Source organism: Marinobacter sp. GH_1, from assembly GCF_048595985.1.
Taxonomy (GTDB): domain Bacteria; phylum Pseudomonadota; class Gammaproteobacteria; order Pseudomonadales; family Oleiphilaceae; genus Marinobacter; species Marinobacter shengliensis.
The window spans coordinates 1,990,987-2,012,580 of sequence record NZ_CP184460.1 but is presented as its reverse complement, the minus strand read 5'-3'; the positions used below and the strand labels follow the sequence as shown (position 1 = coordinate 2,012,580).

The window sequence follows — 21,594 nt, the reverse complement described above, 5'->3', positions numbered from 1 at the left end:
TCACACCCTCCTTAGCATCAACTTTGCCAGCGAACGCCAGGCTGGCCAGTAGGTAGAGTCCTTTCGCAGGCCAGCGAGGATATCTCTCAGGGGCTCTGCAAACGTTTTCTCAGCTCCCGCAATAGCCATTCCCCGGCTTACATACATATCAGCCCATGCCCTGGCGATCAGATCATCGGGCAGACTATTGGGGTACTGCCCAAGGAATTTATTCAGAATCCGGAAGGCGTTGTCATAACGGCCGCGATAGTTCTTGGACATCTGGCCCGGCCATATCCGGTAGATGTAGGTTTTTTCGGGCAGGTAGTAAAACTGCCAGTCAACGGAGTATCGCAACCAGAGATCCCAATCGATGCCCATGGGCAGGGCCTCGTCAAAAACTCCGTTCTTCTCAATACAGGCTCGGCGGATAACGGCAGTACCGAAAGGCACAAAGTTCTTGATCACCAGATGGCGAGTTACCTGGCCGCTGTGTCGCATATAAGGCTGCGGTTTTGCGACGCGTTCGCCGTGTTGATCAATGTATGACACTTCGCTGTATACGACGCCTACATCCTCCTGCTCGAACAGGGGCATCTGCATGCGTAATTTTTCGGGGTGCCATAGGTCGTCTGCGTCGCAGAACGCGATGAAGTCACCAGCCGCTTCCTGAAGGCCAAGGTTCTTGGCCTTCGGCTGCCCTCGGTTCTCTGTCTGGATGTAGCGAACACGAGGCTCTTGATCGAAACGTCCCATAACTTCTGCGGTGTTGTCGCTGGAACCGTCGTCCACCACAATGATCTCCAGATTCTTCCAGGCCTGTGCCAATACAGAATCGATTGCCTCTGGCAGGTATTGGCCCATATTGAACGTGGCGATGACAACGCTCACCAAGGGCTGCTGACTCTGTTTCACACTTTGCATATCGAAAACCTGTATTTGCCAGAGGCCTCTTGTGGAATTCCCGTTACGTCCACGATTTCCAGAGCCACCTGTTCCCCGAAGGTTTCGCGCATCGCTCGTAACAGAGCAACATCGGTATCCTGGGTATAGTCGTTGCCTTTCACGCGATAGATACATATATGATCCAGGCGGTCCTGTACCAGTTGCATCTGCTCGACGCCCGGCACCCGTGTCAGTGTTCTTTCCACCAAAGAGATGCCGGCTACCTGGCCGCCGTCAGGCAGCTTAAGAAAGTCCGCTACCCGCCCTTGAAGGTGTTTCAGTATCGGAAAGCCTCTACCACATTCGCAGGGCTCTTCCGTAAAGACACCCACATCTTCAACTCGGTAACGAATCAGTGGCATCGCCTTGTTGTTCAGATCAGTCACCACAATCTTGCCCGGTTCCCCAGCTTTGACAGGTTGATCATTGGCATCCAGAAATTCCACGTATACATGCGGCAGGTTCAGATGCATACCCTGATGCTGCTCACATTCACAGGCGATCAAACCGACTTCCTCGCATCCGTAACGGTTAGTGACTTTGCACTGAAATGCGTCTTCGATTAGCCGGCGCTCGTGTTCCAGAAGCATCATGGACGTTGCAACGATTGCTTTGGGTCGACAGCTGGTTACCCCCTGATTCTGCAGGTAGCGCGCAAACAGGTATATGGAGTGCGCATGCCCAAACACCGCTTGAGGTTGCTCGTTACTCCATCGATCGACAAACGCAGCCATGGATTGCTCGTTAAGGTTCATCGTGTCGAGGTAGATGGTGCGATCGAGTAAATGATGCCGTAACTTCTGTTTGGCGGTTTTCGCTACGGGCGGATTACCCCAGACGGCCGCCCGCTTCATACCCAGATCCCAGCCCGCCCAGCGATCCGCCATTAGCTGAGCTGCATTGCGTTTTTCCTGGCACGCCTCGTCGAAATAGAGATTCAGGGAAACGCCTGTTGAGCCCCCGGTTTTTGCCGATACCAGGGAGCTTTTCTTATAGTCATCGCTGATAAACCGGTCCAGGTGATCCCGGATGTCCTTCTTCGTTGTCACGGGGATCTTCCGGAAGTCCTCTTCGGTGAAAATCTTCTCCGGATTGATCTTTCTGTCCGTAAACAGCTCTCGGTAATAGGGGCTATGCATACCTGCGTAAGTTACCAGTGCCTGCAGGCGCTCCCATTGATAGACCATCAATCGCCTTTGAGGCCACCATTGCTGCTCCTCAAGCCGTTTCCACTCCTGAAGGCGGTGGCTCCGATCCTTGAGATCCCACAGTGGGTAAAACACGTGTTTGGACAAGGCCTGCATCATGCACTCTCCCTCCCTGGTGAGATACGGCTGTACAGTTCGATGTGTTGATTCAGCATGGTGTCGATTGAGTAGCGGTTCTGCACCTGCGCATAGCTGGCCTGACCCATGCGTTCCCGGAGAACAGGATCGTTCACGAGCATCGCAAGGTGCTTTGTCAGCGCCGGTACATCCCCTACCGATACCAGATAGCCCGTCACTCCATCTTCCACGATTTCCGGGTTACCTCCGGTTTCCGTGCATACCACGGGTTTGCCGCAGCGCATGTACTCAATCAGGGCATTGGAAAAACCCTCCGTTTCAGAGCAAAGAACGGCAATATCAAAAGCCCGAATGTGCCGCTCCGGATCAGTCTGGCTCCCTAACAGGGACACACTGGATTCAATTCCCAGGCTGCGGATCTGCGCCAGATATGGCGATGGATCCCCTCCCCCAACCACACGGAGTTCAATCTGATGCCCATCTGATATCAGGCTGGCAGCCGCGTCGATAAGATCATGAATGCGTTTGATTGGCCGCAGGTTGGCAACAATTCCAATGACAACCGGGCTTCCTTCATCTGCCGGAAGACGCGAAACATCCATCGGCGGTGGCGACTCGGGATATCCGTTGTAGATAATATGCACCCGTTCGGGTTCGATACCTTCCATCTCTGAAGTAATCGCTGCAACGGCGCGACTATTACAGATCACCGCATTTACCCATCTGCCGGTCTGTCTCAAGGCCCGAAGATAGGTCGAGGTATACCAGAACCCCATATCGCGGCGGGAAATAACGGTTCTGACTCCAGCCAACCGCATCATTGGCGGGCAAATAACTGACGCATCGTTGAAGAATCCGTGAACCAGCGTATACCCATCAGTGCGCAAGGATCTGGCAAATTGATAGACCCTCATCCAGCTCCAGGGATTGGAAAGACGCTGCACGCCAAGATGCTCAACAGGCACAGGAAACTCGTCACTTAACGAATAGTCGGTGCTCCGGAACACGGCAAAGCGAATCTGCCAGCCACTGGCTTTCAGACCCTCAACAAGCTTCAGCACCTGGCTTTCCGTGCCTGCGTAGGGGTTGTCGTAACGATCCATGACAATTGCGAGTTTCATTTCACGGCACGCTCATAGATCTGCCGATACCTTTCTGCCATTGATCTCCCGGAAAAGTCAGACTCTGCCCTTTGTGAGGCCCATCGCAGCCTCTCCGAAACCTCAGCCCCTCCCGACACAACGGATTCGAGTTCGGCCGCGAGCGCCTCAGGGTCCCGGTAGCGGAACACGCAGCCACCTTTTCCCTGACCAAGGACATTGGCAATTTCTCCAACATCACAGGCAACGACCGGCACCTCCAACGTCATCGCCTCAAGTAGGGTGATCGGTAAACCTTCGGTCAACGACGGCATGCATAACACCAAGGCCCGTTTCATTAATGGAGGGACTGGCTGGACATAGCCGGGAAGCAGAACACCCTCCGAAATACCAAGCGCTTTGGCCTGCTCTTCAAGTGCAGCCCGTTGTTTACCCTCTCCAACAATGACGAGACCCAGGCGCGGATGCTGCGTCCGTAAAACGGCAAATGCAGCGATCAACCGATCAAAGCCCTTCTCTGCCGACAAACGCCCAACCCCGAGGATGAATCCGTCACAACCGGCGATAAACGTCTCGATCGCTTCGGGAATGGGGCGATTCGCCATTTCACGTACCGACTGAGTACTCAATCCATTGGCCACGACTGAGGTACGGTCAGAATGCGCAATTCGTTTTGGCACTTGTTGGCGCATTGCCTCCGATACCAATACCACTTGCCGCATGCGGGTAAGGACCATCCGGTCTATGGACTCATAAAGCCATGACTTGGTATATCTCGGGCCTTTCACATAACCGTGCAACGTCGCAACCAGGGGAAGCTTTCGGGTGCGCTCGGGCCAAAGCCCCATGAGCACATTGAACTTGTAGCCATGGGAATGAAGCAACTGGAAGCCTTCCGCCCTAGCCCACCAGATGATTTCCGCAGATCCCTGCAGATTAAACCCCGGCTTCATCCGCCAAGGGGTCACAGGTATCTTTAAGCGTCGAGCCTCGGTTTCAATGGGTTTATCACCAATCTGCGGCTCACCAGCGCTCAGAATCATCGGCGACAATCCTTGCGCTAACTGTTCAGCCGCGAGCGTTAACAACATACGCTCCGCACCATACAAGCCACCGCTGTCAATTAGATGGAGAACCTTCATTATCAGGAGATCACCCTTTCCTTGGCTTCCAGATGACCTTCTTCTCTCCCCGTAAAAAAGCAGCCGTGGCTTTAAAGGATGTGAGGTTAAGGAGCAGAAAGTAGTATGGGATCGAATACAGAGCGGAGCTCTTGTTGCCTGCCTCTAATGAGTTTGCACCTAACCAGCCAAATACATAAAGCGCGACAAGCCCGATAAAGCTGACGGTATAGATTCCACCTTCAAACACCATTAACAGCGCCGCCAGGGTAAAAGTGGCCAGCGGTACGAACGCGAGGTAACGCAATAATTTGTGGGAAATCATCTGGAAGGCAAAAAGTCCAAAACGCAACGGGTTCATTAGATGCGCCATATCGCTAAGCGCCCAGAGAGCCCGTAAACTCACCCGAACGCGCATACTGAACTCACTTCCCGAATCCTTGTTGGTATCTTCCTTGAGCAGGGCTGAAGGCTCGTACACTACACGGAAGCCTTGCTCCACCACTTTCAACGGCTGAACAAAGTCCGGCAACTGGTCCGCATTCAGTGGCTGATACAGCGCCTTGCGCATGGCATCAATACCACCGTCCACGCCCACGACAGAGCCAACGGCCGTCTCCTGGTGTCGCAACCAGTTCTCGTATTTCATGTAGGCACTGCAGCCATCGCCCACTAGCGAGCCATCACTGTTCACATAGACCATTTTGCCGGTGACATAACCAATATCCGGGTCTGCAAAGTTACTCACCAGATGCAGCAGGGCCTTGGCATCCCACTGTGAGTTTGCATCGGAGAACGCGAGAATTTCCCCAACGGCCTGCTCTTTCAGTAAATTCAAGCCGGCGGTTTTTCCTTGCCTGGGCACCTGCCGGAACAATCGCACTGGGCATGGCGCGTCTTTAGATACCGACTGAACGATATGATCTGTGCCATCGTCCGATTCATCAGAAACCACCAGGATCTCCAGCTTGTCTTTCGGATAATCCAGCGCAAGTTTATTTCTCAGCGTTGCTTCAATATCGCTGGCTTCGTTGTAGGCGGCGATAAGAATCGAGACCGTTGGGTGGTCGTTGTATGATCTCTTCACAGGTTTTGGGCGGGCAGATGCAAGCGCCTTGATAACCAATGGATAACCAAAATAGATGTAGAACAGAAGCACAAGAGAAGCCCAGAACAGGTACTGCATCATACGAAACTACCCGCCGCCTCTAACTTCGATGACTTCTGGTTTGCGCTATCCAACACCCCTTGGTCCCGCAACACGTCACTCATGGTAGTAAAAGAAAAGTGCTGCAACAGTCTGGTTAACCGGCTTTCACACTGGTCAAGATTGTTGTAATGCCGGAAACGGGAAAACCATTTCACATCGAGCCGCGGCTGGCCTGGGTCCACTTCCCAGGGGTGCAGATAGAATACAAAAGGTTTGCCTTGCCGGTTGATGGACCCGAGCCCAAAACGGCTGAACCAATAAGGAAACAAGCGGAAATAGCCGCCTCCGGCAATGGGCAAGGTATAACCCGGCAGTTTTAGAGTGCTTAACGGAAACTCTGCCAATTCATGGCCTTTATCGGTGATCAGTCGATGGGGCCATCTAGGCGTTCCGGGCATTCCGTAACGGTCATGGTGCACCGGGAAGATGGACGAATCCCAGGTAAACCCCTGCTCTGCCAAAATATCCAAAGCCCAACGCGATTGGTTGGTGATTGAATAGCTTGCCGCGCGATACCCGGTAACGGGCTTACCCAGAATGTCCTCAAGAATTGCTTTTGATCGAATCGTTTCTTCACGGAACACATCGGGAGTCTGGTTGTAGATTAATTGATGGCTGTAACCATGGCTTGCAACCTCGTGACCCGAATCAGAAATGCGCCGGACCAATCCTGGTGAGCGTTCAGCTACCCAACCCAATGTGAAGAAGGTTGCCTTAACGCCTGCCCTATCGAACAGGTTCAGGATACGGTCTGTATTAGCCTCTACGCGGTACTCCATGCTCGACCAATCATCGTACTTAACTGCTTCCGCCAACGCCGCTACCTGGAAATAATCTTCAACGTCGATGGTAAGCGCATTCTTGATCTGCTCTGTCATGGCTATTACCCCAAAAACATCCTGTAGCCGTTAACGAAAACGGTATTCCAATCCCACCAGTATCCAGTTCTCATCGAACTCACGATTAGACTCATCGCTGGTTTTGTTCTCGTGCCCCACTTTCGCAACCAGGCTCATATCACGGGAGGCCTGGTAATCCGCACCAACCTCCAAACGCAGCTGCCGGTCGTCAACCTGGTCGCTCTGGAATTTGGTGTAGTTAAAGCCACCCCCTACATAACCGCTAACCCGCTCGGTGATTGGCCGGGAATACCGGGCATTCAGGCCGGATCTGTCCTCTCGCTCTGGCGATTGCAGGTAATCGGCCTGGCTTGCATAGAAGTTCATATTCAAGGTGGATCGGTTTGAAAAGCGCTGATCGAATCCCGTGGATACCGTGGTGGTTTCTACGGAAATACTGTCTCGGAGGTTGAATTCAAACTCCTCGAACCGGAAGTCAAAACTTGAAGTACGGTCTGTCAGCTCTCGAGCACCTCTTAGATACCAGTCCAAGCTTTCCGTAACTTTGCGATTTATCTCAAGCTCGCCCACCAGGCCATCACTGGTTTGGGTGGTATTCCCAAAGCGGGTTTCGATTTCGCTGACACCCAACGAGCCAGACATCTGAGTGGTTGCCCAGGTTTTTGCGAAGGTAACCCGCGCCGTTTTTACATCCACCTCTGCACCGGTATCGTACTCTGTGCGACTGAAAGAGCCGCTTAGCCCGCCGGTCAGCGTCTGGCTGAACAAATGGTTCCAGGCGGCCGTACCCACATAGCGCTCGCTGTCAGTCTCTTCGGGTTCATTGAATTCTGTATTTTCATAACGGCCAGATAGGTTGAGCCAGTTGGTGTCGCTCAGTCGAATCAGGTATCTAGGGCCGGTGCTGAAGACGTTTTTTCTGGTCCGGTTGTCCGGGGTATCGCTCTGTCGGCCGTCCTGGCTTACTTCCCGGAGATTGTTGCTGACATCCCAGTACAGCCGATTGGCGAGTTCGCAATCACCGTTAAAGTCCATTTCGCCGTAAGCTTCATTATCGAATGTGCTGTCATGCCAGTAGGAATATCCCAAGGTTCCCGAGAAGTCAGCGTTACAACGGCCGGGGTCGCTTCGGTAGCCTGCGGTCACGTAGGCCCGGGTTTCGATATCGCTGGTTTCGTTGGAGCTTGCCTTTCGGGCATTGTCAGTAAAACGGCTATCAAGGCCGGCACTGATTTCCGTGTTGGCATGGGTGGCGCTGGCAGCAGCACCCAAACACGCTGCCAAGAGTCCGGTGACTAGCGCTTTGCGTTGGAGCATCCCTGCTCCCTGTTGGTTAGCCATTGATCACCGCTCCCACAAATTTATCCGGGTTAAATGCTGTTGCAGCGTGTTCTGCGGTTGTTGCCGTGATCTTGCCATGAGGTACCACCAACATCGCGTAGTCACACAATTCAGTCAGTATCCTTGCGTCGGGGGATTCGGAAATGGGCGCGGTATCCAGAACGATGAAGCGATCCGGGTATCGACGGCGTATGGCCTGCAGGAACTGCTTCATCCGGAAAGAGGTAAAGAATTCTGATGGCGTTTCCCTGCGGCTGCCTGCCGGAATCAGCCTCAATCGCGGTATACCGGTCGGGTACAGAATTCTGGAGATGTCGTAGTCCGGGTCATCCAGGAAGTCGGTCAGGCCGGTTTCTGGCAAAACGTCCAGTGTTGTATGAAGGGATGGCTCCCGGAGGTTGCAGTCGATAATCAGGGCAGTTTTCGCCTGGTCAAAGGCAAAGGCGGCTGCCAGGTTAAGGGCCACAAAGGATGATCCCGCGCCTGAACAGGCGCCGCTGACAACCAGAGTAAAGTTGTTGCCACCAGACAGCTCTAACAGCTTGGTCCGCAAATCCCGGAAGCGGTTAACCAGGGCACGGTTGCGTGATTCCGGGTAAATAATACGACGTTCATCAAGATCATCCGGAGTAAGCCGTCTGGGCTCTAGCATACGGACGATCTGTTTACTGATGACATACTTGTCGACAGCACCGGGACCAAGCTCTAGGGAACTTGGCACAAGCATACGCGAATCGTCTTCGTCGTAATGCCCCAACTCCTGCTTCAGCCGCTCCTTGCGTTTCAGCCAAAACGAATGCTCCTCGTCCTCCGTGGAGCTTTGTCTGGTGGCCTGGCCTTGATCCGTCACATCATTCGGATCCAGTTCGGGTTGATCGCTTCGTTGCTCTGACATCAGATCACTCCCATTTCGGCGAGCACAACGATGCCGATGTACACCGCTGCCGTAAGAACGACAAACACGCCGACCACCATCGTTACCTTTCTGTCTCGACGTTTCTCGTAGGGCGTTCTTGCCTCTGGTATCTCGATAAGGACCGGCAACCCGATGTCATCTTCCAGCTGCCGTCTGGCCCGAATTCTGGGGTCTATCTGAAGTAAACCTGCTACGGCGCCAAACGGAGCCGCAAGCCCCAACAACAATCCAGCTGTAGCAAACATTGAAAACTGCGGGCCGGTTGGAGAACGGGGGAATTGCGCGGCTTCGTTGATCCGGTAATTTAATCCCTGCCCTTCGATGTCCAGATGCATGGACACCCGCGCTTTCTCACGACGCTTGAGCAGGTCGTCGTAAATTTCACGGTTTACTTCCATGTCACGGGTCAGCTCTGAATACTGGGCTTTGTTGGCCTGAATACGCTCCATACGCAACGTCTGCTGTTCCATCAGTCTCTGCAGCGAATTTATGCGAGTATCAATCGTCGCCATGTCGGCTCGGGTTTTAGAAAGAGCAGCGCTAAGTTCCTGATACAAAGGATTGACTGCTTCCTCACCCTCCAGTGATGAGGTGTCCGTTTGCTGTGCGGCGGCAAGGTCCCGTTGCCGCTTCAATTCAGATAACTGCTCCTGGGTTATGACAATATCCGGATAAGTATCGTGATACTGGAGCCGGAGGGAATCCAAGCGCTCTTCCAATGCCCTGATGCGGTCTCGAAAGGCATCCTGGGTTCGGCCCTGGCGAATGGTCGGGCGGATGCGGTTCAGTTGCCCCTGTAGAGATCCTACTCGGGTCTGCAGCTCTTCCTTTTCCAGCTCTGCCAGCTCCAGCTGATTGCGCAATTGCGCCATTCGGGAATTCGCTTCCGACTCGGTACCGTCTGTATTCTCAGAAAGGAAGCGCTTCAGGCGGTTTTCTGCCTGTGCAAGTTGCTGCTCGTAGCTTTTAACCTGCTTATCAATGAAGTCGTAGGCATTCCTGCTTTCAAAGCGTTTCCTTTCCTTCGTTTCTTCGATAAACACCTGGCCCAGCTTTTGAGCTACCCGGAAGGCTTCCATTTGGGAAGTCGATGAGAAGCCGATACTGAAATAGCTGTCGCCCCTTGGTCGGACAGACAGTCCACCTCGAATACGCCCAATACGACCCTCCACAGCATCCGATTCCATGGAGGCATTTCTGAAAACCTCCGGGTCAGTTGCAACACGCTCTATCAGGTTACGACTCATAAGGAGTTCTCGGGCTGCTGAACTCCGGTCGTTGATTTTAGTTGTTACAGCGCGCCCTTCCATCAGTGGGCCAATAATGTTGCGATCATCCACGAAGATGATGGTGTCGGCCTGATACTTATAGGGCCACACAAATCCCGCTCCGAGCACCACGAAGCTGACCGCCAGAAACAGGAGAAAGGCCAGCCCCTTGTGCTTGCGCACCTCGCGAATAATTTCCTGTGGTAACTGCGATAACGGTAATGCCATAACTACACTCGATTCGAGACCAATGGTTCAGACAACGTCTGTCAGAAACTGCGTTCCGGGATGGTCAGGATGTCGCCCGGGCGCATGGAGTAATTGGTTTCAACCTGGCCCTTGCTCAGGATGTCGTCCAGCTTCACCGGGATAGCAACTACCTCGTTGCCTACCTTGCGGTAAAGCATGGACCTGTTAAGGGCAGCAAACTCGTTGGCGCCGCCAGCATTGAGAAACATATCCAGCACGGTCATACCACTGCGATGGGGAATAGACACAGGCTGGCGCACAGCGCCGGTCACGCGCACCCGGTCGGTGAACTCATGGCTGCCCATGGAAGTCACCACCACGCTTACCTGTGGTTCGCGTATGTATTCGGCCAAGGATGCACGGATTGAGCTGGCCAGCTCCTCAGGCGTTCTGCCACTGGCCTGGACATCGCCAACCAGCGGTACGGATATCTTGCCGTCCGGGCGCACAGGCACAGAGATACTCAGGTCATCGTTACGCCACACAGACACCCGGACAACGTCCGTAGCACCGAGTATGTACTGGTCCACACTGTCGCGGGTATCCAGTGAAAGTGCTCGCTGAATCTTGTCAGGAGAAGATGCGGACGGCCCAGCGCAACCTGTTGCCAAAGCTACCGCCATGAAGGACACAAACAGCCCTTGGGTGAGATACTTCCGTGACATCGTATACCCTCTCTTGTGAGGTCCATGCTGCATTCCATGTTTCGGGAACAGCTTACTCCCGAAACTACCTTGATCCTTTTTTGAACAATACCACTTCTACTGTCTGAATTATAACCAACAGATCAAGAAGCAAACTCTGATTCTTGATGTAGTAAAGGTCGTAACGAAGCTTTTCCCGGGTGTCTTCCTCGTTATCGGCATAAGCAAAGCATAGCTGCGCCCAGCCCGTGAGGCCCGGCTTTACTCGGTGTCGCTCCGAGTAAAACGGAATTTTTTCGGACAGCCGCTCCACAAACACCGGGCGCTCCGGCCTTGGCCCCACAAACGCCATGGTGCCGTTAAGCACGTTAAAGATCTGTGGCAGCTCATCAATTCTGACTTTCCGGATAAACTCGCCAACCCGAGTTACCCGGGTATCGTTCTTTTTTGCCCACACGGCTCCGTCTTTTTCAGCATCGGTAATCATCGAGCGGAACTTATGAACCTTGAAGACTTTGTTATTCAGCCCCACCCGCTCCTGGCTGTAGATAACCGGGGCCTTAAAGCCGTCTTCCAGCTTGATAGCTATCGCGGTGAGAATCATGATCGGAAACGTGGCAAGCAACAATGTGCCTGCGGCGAGAATATCGAGCGTTCGCTTTCCGGTACCGTAGACCGATGACACGGAGAAGCCATCCGAGAACACCAGCCAGCCATGGCTGATCATCTCCAGGGCCACCTTTCGGGATTCCCGCTCGTAGAAACTGGCACCGTCAATAATGCTGACACCTTCCATTTTGCATTCCAGAAGGTCTTCCATTGGCAGCCCCCGCCGGCGGTCATCCACCGCCACAACGATCTCACGCACAGGGTGGCGAAGAACGTACTCTTGGAGTGAGGTGGGCAAATTGATCAAGTGCTCATCCGACACTTCAATTGGCTCGTCTGGCAGAGGCACAAAGCCATCAAGAGTAAAACCTTTGCGGTTGAAGGGAGTAGTCAGATCTTCCAGCAACTGCCTTGCACGGTGCCCGGCACCCAATACCAGGACTCGACGTTTGAACGCCTCTTTACCAACCAGAGCAAAGAACACTACCCGTACAATCCCCAACGAGAAGATCGCCAATACTGTCGCAGATGTCAGTAAACCGAAACTGCCAAGGTACCAAAGCCAGTCGTCCGCAACGAAGTAGGCAAATCCGTGGATAGGGATCGCAAGTATCATGGCCATGATGGTTCGCAGCATCATGCCAGACATGCCTTCTTCCACACGCGCTTGATGGACCCCCAAGGAAACCATCACCAACAGAATAATCAGCCCGAAAACTAGCGCAGACGGAAGAACATACGTGAGGTGTTGTACGAGGAAATCGATGTCGCCGAAGAAACGGAGAAATACCGCAACCAAAAATGCGCACAACAAAACAGCGAGGTCGATTAGACCTAAAAGTACGAAGGGTAAATGTACGTAGTGCCTGAACAATCTGACGTGGGCCACGCCAACTCCTTGTGATGCTCACAATAAAAACTAAACGCATCCCATGCGCCTACAACTAGTTGTGAACAAGAGTGTAGTGCAAAACATCACAACTTCAATAACATTTTTACACAGACGCTTACACTATGAAACAAATCACACGCCTCCCGACGTATGGAGGGCGTGTGATTTCAATCAACTAAACTTACTTGCGCTTGTAACGTGCCATGCCAAGACCCAGTAAACCGAGTCCAAAGAGCGCAAGTGTTCCGGGCTCGGGTACGGTACCAACAGTTACGTTGTCAATACCGTAGCCATCGTTAACGTTATTGGAGTAGATCGTGATGTCACCAAGCCCCTCGGAGTCAAAAATGCTCAGGTAGAAGATCTGGCCATTCCCCAGAGCTTGACCAAAAATATCACCGAAAAGGAAGTCGACACCGCCAATGGAAAAACGCCCACCCGCATCATTGGGATCAGTCATGAAGAATCCGATTGCGGTGTAGCCTGCCGCCGGCGAGATGGTCATCTCCTGGGCATCCATGCTATCGAGCCAATTATCAGGCGAAACATCAAAACGACCGGCGAACGGCGAGCTGCCGCTATCCAAAACTGCCAACCCGCCTGCACAGGAATATGGTGCCGTATTGCATGCACCGCCTGAACCAGCGAGATCCATCGTGAACGAACCAACACCCGCCAACGAGTTTACGGTAGTGGACTGAGCACCTACGGTGTAACCGGAGTCAAAGTCCTCAGTGATGTAGCCCGCGTTCAATTTGCTAAAAAATGCTGTTTCAGCAGCTTGCGCTGCCGCCATGCCTTCACCGCTGATACTAAGTATCGGCGCTGCGCTGATAGTCACTGAGGTGCAAGCCAACATTCCTGTTGCCAATGCAAGATTTAACTTATTCATATCGGTGTAGCTCCATGCTTGATGTGTACAACCTAGTGCAGCACACATCATGCCAAGAAGCTTAATCCTTATATTTCAATATCTTAAAATCATCAAGAAACGCGAGATGTAAAATAATCCGACAACACTAAAGTCTGCGACGAGGCCCCGCACTCAGAGCCCCGCCTTGCAGCTGTTACCGAAACCGGCGACGTACGCCAACAATCCCTGCCAACCCAAGACCGAACAAAGCCAACGTCCCCGGCTCAGGAACACTCACCACCGGCTCGTCCGGAATGTCGACGTTGTCGAGGGTTTCACCCATCACGTAGGAGTAGCTCAGCTTGACCAGGTCACCCTGGAACAGGTTGCCAATGTTGAACGCCAGGCCTATGACGTTATCGCCATCGCCGTCGTTCTGGCCAGCCAGGTAGGTATCCGGGTCATTGCTCCAGGACGAGGTGATACCGGTGTTATGCTCAATAGAAGAGTTTGTGTACAAGCCAAGGGTCAGGCCGGTCTGGGCGCCCTGGGAGTTTACAAAGTCTTCCTCGGCAATGCCCGCTCCGCCTCGGGTATTGATGGTGTTGAAACTGCCGTAGGTGTTTACATCGGGGTCTGGATCAATCGCCCGCAGGAACTTCAGGCCGGTCAGGTCAGTCAGGGCCTCGATGGAGGTCAGGATATCAATGCGCTCGTAGTTGTCATTGAAGATGTATTCGTGGGTGATATTGAACATCCCACCGTAGGTTCCGCTCCAAAGCACGTGATTATCGAAGGCGGAACCACCGCTGATATCTGTCAGATTGGTGGAGCCAATGCTGCTGGGCCAGTCATTGTTATTGTGCACGTTACCGAACTGATCGGCCTTTACACCGAACATTTCCCAGGGACTGCCAGGCGTCAGATAGTCCTCTGCGCCCCAGCTGCGTGTACCGCTTGGGTCGTGCAGCAATCCTGGGGACGTGGTGCCACCATAGCCCAATGTGCCGTTGTCGCTGATGGCGGTACGAACATAATCACCTTCCATGATGATCGGTGCCGCCAATGTCGTTGCCGAGAAAGCAAGTGTCAGGGCTGCGCAGCCTGCCAGCAGTGCCGGCTTTTTGAATGATTCAGGAATACGATTCACTGTCTAATCTCCCTTTAGATAAAAATCCGCGTAGTTGGTCGGCGCTTATAACCACCGGCCAAGCGGTCCGTACAGCAATTAACTGTCCAGTTCCACGTCAGGCTTTAAATATCAGGGAGATAGAATAACTTCAGAAGGGAAAAACCGGAGGTGCATCAGGAATGTGTAAAATCCTTCAACACCTCACAGGTCTGACTGTAACGGATCAGAAACAGTCGCCGGGCACCCTCACCCAGCCTTCCATGATAATCCGCGCGCTGCGGCTCATGATGGCTTTGGTGGCGGTCCACTGGCCGTTTACTTCTTTGGCTTCCGCCCCCACGCCCAGGGTTCCGGAGGGGTGGCCAAAGGTGACTTCCGTGCGGTCTCCACCGCCGGCCGCCAGGTTCACCAGGGTTCCGGGAATGGCGGAAGCAGTGGCAATGGCCACGGCAGCGGTGCCCATCATGGCGTGGTGCAGTTTGCCCATAGACAGGGCGCGAACCAGCACGTCGATGTCCGCCGCGTTGATCTGCTTGCCACTGGACGAGACGTAATCCACCGGCTTGGCTACAAACGCCACTTTTGGCGTGTGTTGGCGGTTGGCCGCTTCGGCAACGTCCTTGATCAGCCCCATCTTTACCGCGCCATGGGCACGAATGGTCTCAAACATCGCCAGCGCTTTGGGGTCGCTGTTGATATCGTTCTGCAGCTCGGTGCCTTTATAGCCGATGTCTTCCGCATTTATGAAGATGGTCGGTATACCGGCGTTGATCATCGTGGCTTTCAGGGTGCCGACGCCCGGTACGTCCAGATCGTCCACCAGATTCCCGGTGGGGAACATGGCACCTTCGCCATCCGCCGGGTCCATGAATTCGATCTTTACCTCAGCAGCCGGGAAGGTCACCCCATCCAGTTCGAAATCACCGGTTTCCTGTACTTCACCGTTGGTGATGGGTACGTGGGCCACGATGGTTTTCTGGATGTTGGCCTGCCAGATACGCACGGTACAGATACCGTTGTCTGGAATGCGGTCTTTGGCGACAAAGCCGCCGTTGATGGCGAAAGCGCCTACCGCAGCAGTCAGGTTGCCGCAGTTGCCGCTCCAGTCCACGAACGGTTTGTCGATGGAGACCTGGCCGAACAGATAGTCCACATCGTGGTCTGGTTGGGTGGGCGCTGCAAGGATGACCGTTTTACTGGTACTGGAGGTGGCATTGCCCAGGCCGTCGATCTGCTTTTCATAGGGATCGGGGCTGCCGATGACTCGCAGCAGCAGCTTGTCCCGTGCTTCGCCGGGCACCTGGCAGGGCTCCGGCAGGTCTTGCAGGCGAAAGAACACGCCTTTGCTGGTGCCGCCACGCATGTAGGTGGCGGGGACTTTGATTTGTGGGGGGAAGCTCATGGTGTGCCTCGGGTTTGGAGTCTGGTTCTAAAGTGGGGTCTGACCCCATGCGGGGTCAGACCCCTTAGGTTCGGAGTTTGGATCCAAAGTGGGGTCTGACCCCGTACGGGGTCAGACCCCTAAAATCAGCGCTCGGGGTCAGACTATTTCCCTCGCCGCCTGGTTACGCAGCACCTTCAGAAGCGAGGAAATCCTGCGCGAAGCGCTGCAGTACACCGCCTGCGGTGTACACGGTGACTTCTTCTGCTGTATCCAAGCGGCAGATCACCGGAACACGGTCCACTTCGCCGGTCTTGCGGTGAATCACCAGTTCCAGTTTGGCTCCCGGTGCAGCCTTGCCTTCCACATCGTAGGTTTCGGTGCCGTCCAGCTGCAGGGTGTGGCGGGTGGTGCCTTCCTCGAACTGGAGGGGCATGACGCCCATGCCGATGAGGTTGGTGCGGTGAATGCGTTCGAAGCCTTCGGCCACAATCGCTTCCACGCCCGCCAGAGCAACGCCCTTCGCCGCCCAGTCACGGGAAGAACCCTGGCCATAGTCGGCGCCGGCCACGATGATCAGCGGCTGCTTGCGCTCCATGTAGGTTTCAATGGCTTCCCACATGCGCATGGTTTTGCCTTCCGGCTCAACACGTGCCAGGGAGCCCTGCACTACTTCGCCGTTCTCGTCCCGAACCATTTCGTTGAACAGTTTCGGGTTGGCCAGAGTCGCGCGCTGGGCGGTCAGGTGGTCACCACGATGGGTGGCGTAGGAGTTAAAGTCTTCCTCCGGCAGGCCCATCTTGTGCAGGTACTCACCGGCTGCCGAGTCCATCATGATGGCGTTGGACGGCGACAGATGGTCGGTGGTGATGTTGTCCGGCAGGATCGCCAGCGGGCGCATGCCCTTGAGTTCCCGCTCAGCAGCCATGGTGCCTTCCCAGTACGGCGGGCGGCGGATGTAGGTGGACTGCGGGCGCCACTCGTAAAGAGGGCTCTTGGCCTGCTCGGCAGCATCCAGGTTGAACATCGGGATGTACACCTGCTTGAACTGCTCTGGTTTCACGAATTCGCCCACAATGCGGTCGATTTCTTCGTCGGACGGCCACAGATCTTTCAGGGTGACCGGCTTGCCATCCTTGTCGTAGCCCAAGGCATCGCGCTCGATATCGAAACGCACGGTACCGGCGATGGCGTAGGCGACAACCAATGGCGGCGATGCGAGGAAGGCCTGTTTCGCGTAGGGGTGAATCCGGCCGTCGAAGTTACGGTTGCCAGACAGCACCGCTGTTGAGTACAAGTCGCGGTCGATGATTTCCTGCTGGATTTTCGGGTCCAGGGCACCAGACATACCGTTACAGGTGGTACAGGCGTAGGCAACGATACCGAAGCCCAGCTTTTCCAGTTCCGGCAGCAGGCCGGCTTCTTCCAGGTACAGGCGGGCCACTTTGGAGCCCGGCGCGAAGGAAGACTTCACCCATGGCTTGCGCACCAGCCCCAGCTCGTTGGCTTTCTTGGCCAGCAGGCCTGCAGCCACCACGTTGCGGGGGTTGGAGGTGTTGGTACAGGAAGTGATCGCGGCGATGATCACCGCGCCATCGGGCATCAGGCCCTTCTTCTCTTCTTCCAAGGCCTTGTCCAGGTTAACGGCAATGCCACGGTCGTGCAGATCGGAAGTGGCTACGCGGCGATGCGGGTTGGACGGGCCAGCCACGTTTCGCACCACGGTAGACAGATCAAACTCCAGCACGCGCTCGTACTGGGCTTCGGTCATTTCCGTGGCCCACAGGCCGGTTTCTCTGGCGTACTTCTCTACCAAGTCTACCTGCTCTGGCTCACGGCCGGTCAGTTTCAGGTAGTCGATGGTTTGCTCGTCGATGTAGAACATCGCAGCGGTGGCACCGTATTCCGGAGTCATGTTGGAAATGGTGGCACGGTCACCGATGGTGAGGCTGGACGCACCTTCTCCGAAGAATTCCAGATAGGCGCCAACCACGCGCTCCTTACGCAGGAATTCGGTAATGGCCAGCACGATATCGGTGGCAGTGATGCCCGGCTGGCGCTTGCCAGTCAGCTTCACACCCACGATATCCGGCAGGCGCATCATGGACGGACGGCCCAGCATCACGGTTTCCGCTTCCAGGCCACCCACGCCCACGGCGATAACGCCCAAGGCATCAATGTGCGGGGTATGGCTATCGGTGCCCACGCAGGTGTCCGGGAAGGCAATCGGATGACCGTCTTCGTCCGGGCGGTTCTGGATCACCGGAGACATTTTCTCCAGGTTGATCTGGTGCATGATGCCGTTACCGGCTGGAATCACGTCTACGTTCTTGAACGCGGTGCGGGTCCAGTTGATGAAGTGGAACCGGTCTTCATTGCGGCGGTCTTCGATGGCGCGGTTCTTTTCAAACGCGTCCGGGTCAAAGCCGGGAGCCTCAACGGCCAGGGAGTGATCCACGATCAACTGGGTTTGTACCACCGGGTTCACTTTGGCGGGGTCTCCGCCCTTCTCTGCGATGGCGTCACGCAGCCCGGCCAGGTCCACCAGGGCAGTCTGGCCGAGGATGTCGTGGCACACTACCCGCGCCGGGTACCAGGGGAAGTCCAGGTCGCGACGGCGTTCAATCAGCTGCTTCAGGGAATCGGTAAGGGATTCCTTGTCGCAGCGGCGAACCAGCTGCTCAGCCAGGATCTTGGAGGTGTACGGCAGCTTGGCGTAGGCGCCGGGCTGGATAGCCTCCACCGCCTGGCGGGTGTCGTAGTATTCCAGGTCGGTGCCTGGAAGGGGTTTTCTGAATTCGGTGTTCATAATAATCAGCTCCGCTCTTCAATCGGCAACCAATCCTGATGCTCAGGACCAGTGTAGTCCGCGCTCGGGCGGATGATGCGGTTGTTGGCGCGTTGCTCTTTCACATGGGCGGTCCAGCCGGATACCCGGGACATCACGAAGATGGGTGTGAACAGTTCGGTGGGGATGCCCATGAAGTGATAAGCAGATGCATGGAAGAAGTCGGCGTTGCAGAACAGTTTCTTCTCGCGCCACATGACTTCTTCACAACGCACAGAAACCGGGTACAGCACAGTGTCGCCTACTTCTTTCGCCAGTTTCTCGGACCATTGCTTGATGATGGCGTTGCGCGGGTCGGACTCTTTGTAAATGGCGTGTCCGAAGCCCATGATTTTCTCTTTGCGTTCCAGCATGCCCATCAGGCCGGCTTCGGCCTCTTCCGGCGTCTGGAAACGCTGGATCAGTTCCATGGCCGCTTCGTTGGCACCGCCGTGCAGCGGGCCACGCAGGGAGCCGATGGCGCCGGTTACGCAGCTGTGGATATCAGACAGCGTGGAGGCACAAACGCGGGCGGTAAAGGTGGAGGCGTTGAACTCGTGCTCCGCATACAGAATCAGGGACACGTTCATTACCCGCTCGTGCAGCTCGCTGGGCTTCTTGCCGTGCAGCAGTTCCAGGAAGAGGCCGCCGATGGAGTCGCATTCGCTGTTGGCGGTGTCGATGCGCACGCCTTCGTGGGCGAAGCGGTACCAGTAAGTGATGATGGCCGGGAAGGTGGCCAGCATGCGATCGATCTTGTCGTCCTGCTCGCTGAAGTCCTGCTCGGTTTCCAGGTTGCCCAGCATGGAGCAGCCGGTACGCATCACGTCCATGGGGTGAGCGTCTTTGGGGATTTGCTCAAGCACCAGTTTCAGGGCGTCTGGCAGGTTGCGCAGGCTTTTGAGCTTGGCTTTGTAGGCGTCCAGCTCGGCCTGGTTCGGCAGTTTGCCGCGTAGTAGCAGGTAGGCTACTTCTTCGAACTGGGCGTTGGCGGCGAGATCGGTTACGTCGTAGCCGCGGTAGGTCAAGCCGGTGCCGGTTTTGCCGACGGTACAAAGCGCGGTTTCGCCAGCTACCTGGCCTCGCAGGCCTGCGCCACTAAGTTTCTTTGCTTCAGCCATGTTGGTCTCCCGTTGTTTCTGATTTTTCTGTTAATGAGTCTGACCCCACCGGGTCTGTCCCCGAACGGGGACTGACCCACTTTTACCTCGGTCATTCTCCGGAGTCAGCTGTTCCAAAATGGGGTCAGTCCCCATGCGGGGACAGACCCCTTACTCCGGAGTCTGCTGTTCCAAGGTGGGTCAGTCCCCATTCGGGGACAGACCCTTTACTGTGGAGTCAGCTGTTCCAAAGTGGGGTCAGTCCCCGTTCGGGGACAGACCCCTTACTTCTTCTGAGCAAACAGCTGGTCCAGCTTTTGTTCGAAGTCGTGGTAGTTGAGGAAATCGTACAGTTCCATTCGGGTTTGCATCAGGTCTACCACGTCTTTCTGGTCGCCTTTTTCCAGGATGTTCTGGTACACGGCCAGGGCGGCTTTGTTCATGGCGCGGAAGGCGCTCAGGGGGTACAGAACCATGGCGGCGCCGGCTTCGGCCAGTTCGGAGCGGTTGTACAGCGGTGTGGCGCCGAATTCGGTGATGTTGGCCAGGATCGGGGCGTCGATGGCTTCTGCGAAGGCTTTGTAGTCGCTCAGTTCGTGAACGGCTTCGGCGAAGATGCCGTCGGCACCAGCTTCGATGCAGGCTTTGGCGCGGTCGATGGCGGCTTCCAGGCCTTCTTTCTGGAAGGCGTCGGTGCGGGCCATGATGAAGAAGTCTTTGTCCTGGCGGGCATCGGCAGCAGCCTTGATGCGGTCGACCATCTCTTCTTTGGACACAATCTCTTTGTTCGGACGGTGGCCGCAGCGCTTCTGGGCAACCTGGTCTTCAATATGCACAGCCGCAGCGCCGGCGCGTTCCATTTCACGAATGGTGCGGCCGATGTTGAACGCGCCACCCCAGCCGGTGTCGATATCGACCAGCAGCGGCACTTCTGTGGCGGCAGTGATGCGGCGCACGTCTTCAACAACGTCGTTCATAGTGGTCATGCCCAGATCCGGCAGGCCATAGGAGGCGTTGGCGACGCCACCACCCGACAAATAGATGGCCTGGTGCCCTACCCGCTCCGCCATCATGGCGGTGTATGCGTTGATGGTACCAACGATCTGAAGTGGTTGGTTTTCTTTCAGGGCCTTGCGGAAACGAGCGCCCGGGGAGAGTTGGTTAGCCATGGGACATTACCTCTTGGATCAGATTGTTAACACGCCTTGCTGAATCTTTTGTTCGATATTCTGGCGTGCGGCATTGATGTGTCTTTTCATAAGGAATTCGGCGAGTTCGCCATCGCGCTGGGCAATGGCTTCGACGATACGGCGGTGTTCACCCAGCGCCATGTGTGGGCGCCCGGCGGAGGTGCTTAACCGGTAACGGTACATGCGCACCATGTAATACAGATCACCCAGCAGCATCTGGGCCAGCTTGGTGTTGCGGCTGCCGGTGGCAATCCGGTGGTGGAAATCGTAGTCACCCTCGGCCTGGTAATAGGCCTGGCCCTGGGCTTCTTCAATCATTTTCTCGTGACTATCCAGTGTAGCTTTCAGGTCGCGGATTTCCTCATCGGTCATCCGTTCGGCGGCCTGGCGGGCAGCCAACCCTTCCATAACTTCACGAATTCGGTACAGCTCCAGCAGCTCTTCAGCACTGACAGATACCACTTTCACACCAGCATGGGGCCGGCGCACCAGCAAACCACGGGACTCAAGGCGGCCAAGCGCCTCTCTCAGGGGACCACGGGTGAGATTAAAGCGGGAGCAGAGTTCGACTTCGCCGATCTTTTCACCGGGCGCAAGGTCACCCATCACGATGGCGGTTTGCAGACAATCAAAGGCTTCATCTGCACGAGTATGTACTTGGGCCGGAGCTTGAACCATGTTTTGTTAACAA

Annotated in this window: 18 protein-coding genes; all 18 read right to left on the bottom strand. The window is 55.2% G+C overall.

The genetic code is table 11. The annotated features are described in order from the left end of the window. The 18 genes from ACNSOI_RS09185 to ACNSOI_RS09100 all read right to left on the bottom strand — a co-directional run bounded on the left by ACNSOI_RS09185 (nt 1) and on the right by ACNSOI_RS09100 (nt 21,581). Nucleotides 1–903: a glycosyltransferase family 2 protein gene (locus ACNSOI_RS09185; protein ID WP_420195636.1), complete on the bottom strand. Its 903-nt coding sequence runs from the start codon at nt 901–903 to the stop codon at nt 1–3. Beyond that, nucleotides 891–2,231: a phenylacetate--CoA ligase family protein gene (locus ACNSOI_RS09180; RefSeq protein ID WP_420195635.1), complete on the bottom strand. Its 1,341-nt coding sequence runs from the start codon at nt 2,229–2,231 to the stop codon at nt 891–893. The genes ACNSOI_RS09185 and ACNSOI_RS09180 overlap by 13 nt, the downstream gene beginning before the upstream one ends. Beyond that, the gene (locus ACNSOI_RS09175) at nt 2,228–3,331 is read right to left on the bottom strand and encodes a glycosyltransferase family 4 protein (protein ID WP_420195634.1); all 1,104 of its coding nucleotides are present in this window, start codon (nt 3,329–3,331) and stop codon (nt 2,228–2,230) included. Before ACNSOI_RS09175 ends, ACNSOI_RS09180 begins: the two co-directional genes overlap by 4 nt. After that, the gene (locus tag ACNSOI_RS09170; protein ID WP_420195633.1) at nt 3,328–4,452 is read right to left on the bottom strand and encodes a glycosyltransferase; all 1,125 of its coding nucleotides are present in this window, start codon (nt 4,450–4,452) and stop codon (nt 3,328–3,330) included. Before ACNSOI_RS09170 ends, ACNSOI_RS09175 begins: the two co-directional genes overlap by 4 nt. A 10-nt stretch (nt 4,453–4,462) precedes the next feature. Next, a complete protein-coding gene (locus ACNSOI_RS09165) occupies nt 4,463–5,620 on the bottom strand; it encodes a glycosyltransferase family 2 protein (protein ID WP_420195632.1) in 1,158 nt (385 codons plus the stop codon). Further along, nucleotides 5,617–6,519 carry an XrtA system polysaccharide deacetylase gene (locus ACNSOI_RS09160; protein ID WP_420195631.1) on the bottom strand — a complete coding sequence of 301 codons (903 nt, stop codon included), beginning with the start codon at nt 6,517–6,519 and terminating at the stop codon, nt 5,617–5,619. Before ACNSOI_RS09160 ends, ACNSOI_RS09165 begins: the two co-directional genes overlap by 4 nt. 30 nt (nt 6,520–6,549) lie before the next feature. Further along, nucleotides 6,550–7,818, bottom strand: coding sequence for an outer membrane beta-barrel protein (locus tag ACNSOI_RS09155; protein ID WP_420195630.1), 1,269 nt, complete (start codon nt 7,816–7,818; stop codon nt 6,550–6,552). A gap of 16 nt (nt 7,819–7,834) precedes the next feature. Beyond that, nucleotides 7,835–8,737 carry a polysaccharide biosynthesis protein gene (locus ACNSOI_RS09150; protein WP_420195629.1) on the bottom strand — a complete coding sequence of 301 codons (903 nt, stop codon included), beginning with the start codon at nt 8,735–8,737 and terminating at the stop codon, nt 7,835–7,837. Beyond that, nucleotides 8,737–10,254: an XrtA system polysaccharide chain length determinant gene (locus ACNSOI_RS09145; RefSeq protein ID WP_420195628.1), complete on the bottom strand. Its 1,518-nt coding sequence runs from the start codon at nt 10,252–10,254 to the stop codon at nt 8,737–8,739. The genes ACNSOI_RS09150 and ACNSOI_RS09145 overlap by 1 nt, the downstream gene beginning before the upstream one ends. Before the next feature lie 41 nt (nt 10,255–10,295). Further along, on the bottom strand, nt 10,296–10,940 hold the full coding sequence (locus tag ACNSOI_RS09140; RefSeq protein ID WP_420195627.1) for an XrtA/PEP-CTERM system exopolysaccharide export protein: 645 nt from the start codon (nt 10,938–10,940) through the stop codon (nt 10,296–10,298). 64 nt (nt 10,941–11,004) lie between these two features. Next, nucleotides 11,005–12,417 carry a TIGR03013 family XrtA/PEP-CTERM system glycosyltransferase gene (locus ACNSOI_RS09135; protein ID WP_420195626.1) on the bottom strand — a complete coding sequence of 471 codons (1,413 nt, stop codon included), beginning with the start codon at nt 12,415–12,417 and terminating at the stop codon, nt 11,005–11,007. Between the two features lie 184 nt (nt 12,418–12,601). Further along, nucleotides 12,602–13,312, bottom strand: a complete 711-nt coding sequence (locus tag ACNSOI_RS09130) for a PEP-CTERM sorting domain-containing protein (protein WP_420195625.1) — start codon at nt 13,310–13,312, stop codon at nt 12,602–12,604. A gap of 175 nt (nt 13,313–13,487) precedes the next feature. Then, entirely contained in the window at nt 13,488–14,423 is a 936-nt protein-coding gene (locus tag ACNSOI_RS09125; protein ID WP_420195624.1) for a PEP-CTERM sorting domain-containing protein, read from the bottom strand. Nucleotides 14,424–14,628: 205 nt separating this feature from the next. Beyond that, nucleotides 14,629–15,807 (bottom strand): 2-methylaconitate cis-trans isomerase PrpF, encoded by a 1,179-nt coding sequence (prpF, locus tag ACNSOI_RS09120; protein ID WP_420195623.1) that lies wholly within the window; start codon nt 15,805–15,807, stop codon nt 14,629–14,631. A 163-nt stretch (nt 15,808–15,970) separates the two neighbouring features. Beyond that, the gene (gene acnD, locus ACNSOI_RS09115) at nt 15,971–18,595 is read right to left on the bottom strand and encodes a Fe/S-dependent 2-methylisocitrate dehydratase AcnD (protein WP_420195622.1); all 2,625 of its coding nucleotides are present in this window, start codon (nt 18,593–18,595) and stop codon (nt 15,971–15,973) included. Nucleotides 18,596–18,600: 5 nt separating this feature from the next. Beyond that, complete coding sequence (prpC, locus tag ACNSOI_RS09110) at nt 18,601–19,734, bottom strand: bifunctional 2-methylcitrate synthase/citrate synthase (RefSeq protein ID WP_061331058.1); 1,134 nt, start codon at nt 19,732–19,734, stop codon at nt 18,601–18,603. Between the two features lie 263 nt (nt 19,735–19,997). Beyond that, on the bottom strand, nt 19,998–20,882 hold the full coding sequence (prpB, locus tag ACNSOI_RS09105) for a methylisocitrate lyase (protein ID WP_072677459.1): 885 nt from the start codon (nt 20,880–20,882) through the stop codon (nt 19,998–20,000). 18 nt (nt 20,883–20,900) lie between these two features. After that, complete coding sequence (locus tag ACNSOI_RS09100) at nt 20,901–21,581, bottom strand: GntR family transcriptional regulator (protein ID WP_058089623.1); 681 nt, start codon at nt 21,579–21,581, stop codon at nt 20,901–20,903. Nucleotides 21,582–21,594: the final 13 nt, after the last annotated feature.

What these genes read in the sequence shown, in the direction of transcription:
- ACNSOI_RS09140 (WP_420195627.1), bottom strand. Translation starts at nt 10,940, where the DNA reads ATGTCACGGAAGTATCTCACCCAAGGGCTGTTTGTGTCCTTCATGGCG.
- ACNSOI_RS09130 (WP_420195625.1), bottom strand. Translation starts at nt 13,312, where the DNA reads ATGAATAAGTTAAATCTTGCATTGGCAACAGGAATGTTGGCTTGCACC.
- ACNSOI_RS09150 (WP_420195629.1), bottom strand. Translation starts at nt 8,737, where the DNA reads ATGTCAGAGCAACGAAGCGATCAACCCGAACTGGATCCGAATGATGTG.
- acnD (WP_420195622.1), bottom strand. Translation starts at nt 18,595, where the DNA reads ATGAACACCGAATTCAGAAAACCCCTTCCAGGCACCGACCTGGAATAC.
- ACNSOI_RS09180 (WP_420195635.1), bottom strand. Translation starts at nt 2,231, where the DNA reads ATGATGCAGGCCTTGTCCAAACACGTGTTTTACCCACTGTGGGATCTC.
- ACNSOI_RS09145 (WP_420195628.1), bottom strand. Translation starts at nt 10,254, where the DNA reads ATGGCATTACCGTTATCGCAGTTACCACAGGAAATTATTCGCGAGGTG.
- ACNSOI_RS09100 (WP_058089623.1), bottom strand. Translation starts at nt 21,581, where the DNA reads ATGGTTCAAGCTCCGGCCCAAGTACATACTCGTGCAGATGAAGCCTTT.
- ACNSOI_RS09170 (WP_420195633.1), bottom strand. Translation starts at nt 4,452, where the DNA reads ATGAAGGTTCTCCATCTAATTGACAGCGGTGGCTTGTATGGTGCGGAG.
- ACNSOI_RS09165 (WP_420195632.1), bottom strand. Translation starts at nt 5,620, where the DNA reads ATGATGCAGTACCTGTTCTGGGCTTCTCTTGTGCTTCTGTTCTACATC.
- ACNSOI_RS09160 (WP_420195631.1), bottom strand. Translation starts at nt 6,519, where the DNA reads ATGACAGAGCAGATCAAGAATGCGCTTACCATCGACGTTGAAGATTAT.
- prpC (WP_061331058.1), bottom strand. Translation starts at nt 19,734, where the DNA reads ATGGCTGAAGCAAAGAAACTTAGTGGCGCAGGCCTGCGAGGCCAGGTA.
- prpF (WP_420195623.1), bottom strand. Translation starts at nt 15,807, where the DNA reads ATGAGCTTCCCCCCACAAATCAAAGTCCCCGCCACCTACATGCGTGGC.
- prpB (WP_072677459.1), bottom strand. Translation starts at nt 20,882, where the DNA reads ATGGCTAACCAACTCTCCCCGGGCGCTCGTTTCCGCAAGGCCCTGAAA.
- ACNSOI_RS09175 (WP_420195634.1), bottom strand. Translation starts at nt 3,331, where the DNA reads ATGAAACTCGCAATTGTCATGGATCGTTACGACAACCCCTACGCAGGC.
- ACNSOI_RS09155 (WP_420195630.1), bottom strand. Translation starts at nt 7,818, where the DNA reads ATGCTCCAACGCAAAGCGCTAGTCACCGGACTCTTGGCAGCGTGTTTG.
- ACNSOI_RS09185 (WP_420195636.1), bottom strand. Translation starts at nt 903, where the DNA reads ATGCAAAGTGTGAAACAGAGTCAGCAGCCCTTGGTGAGCGTTGTCATC.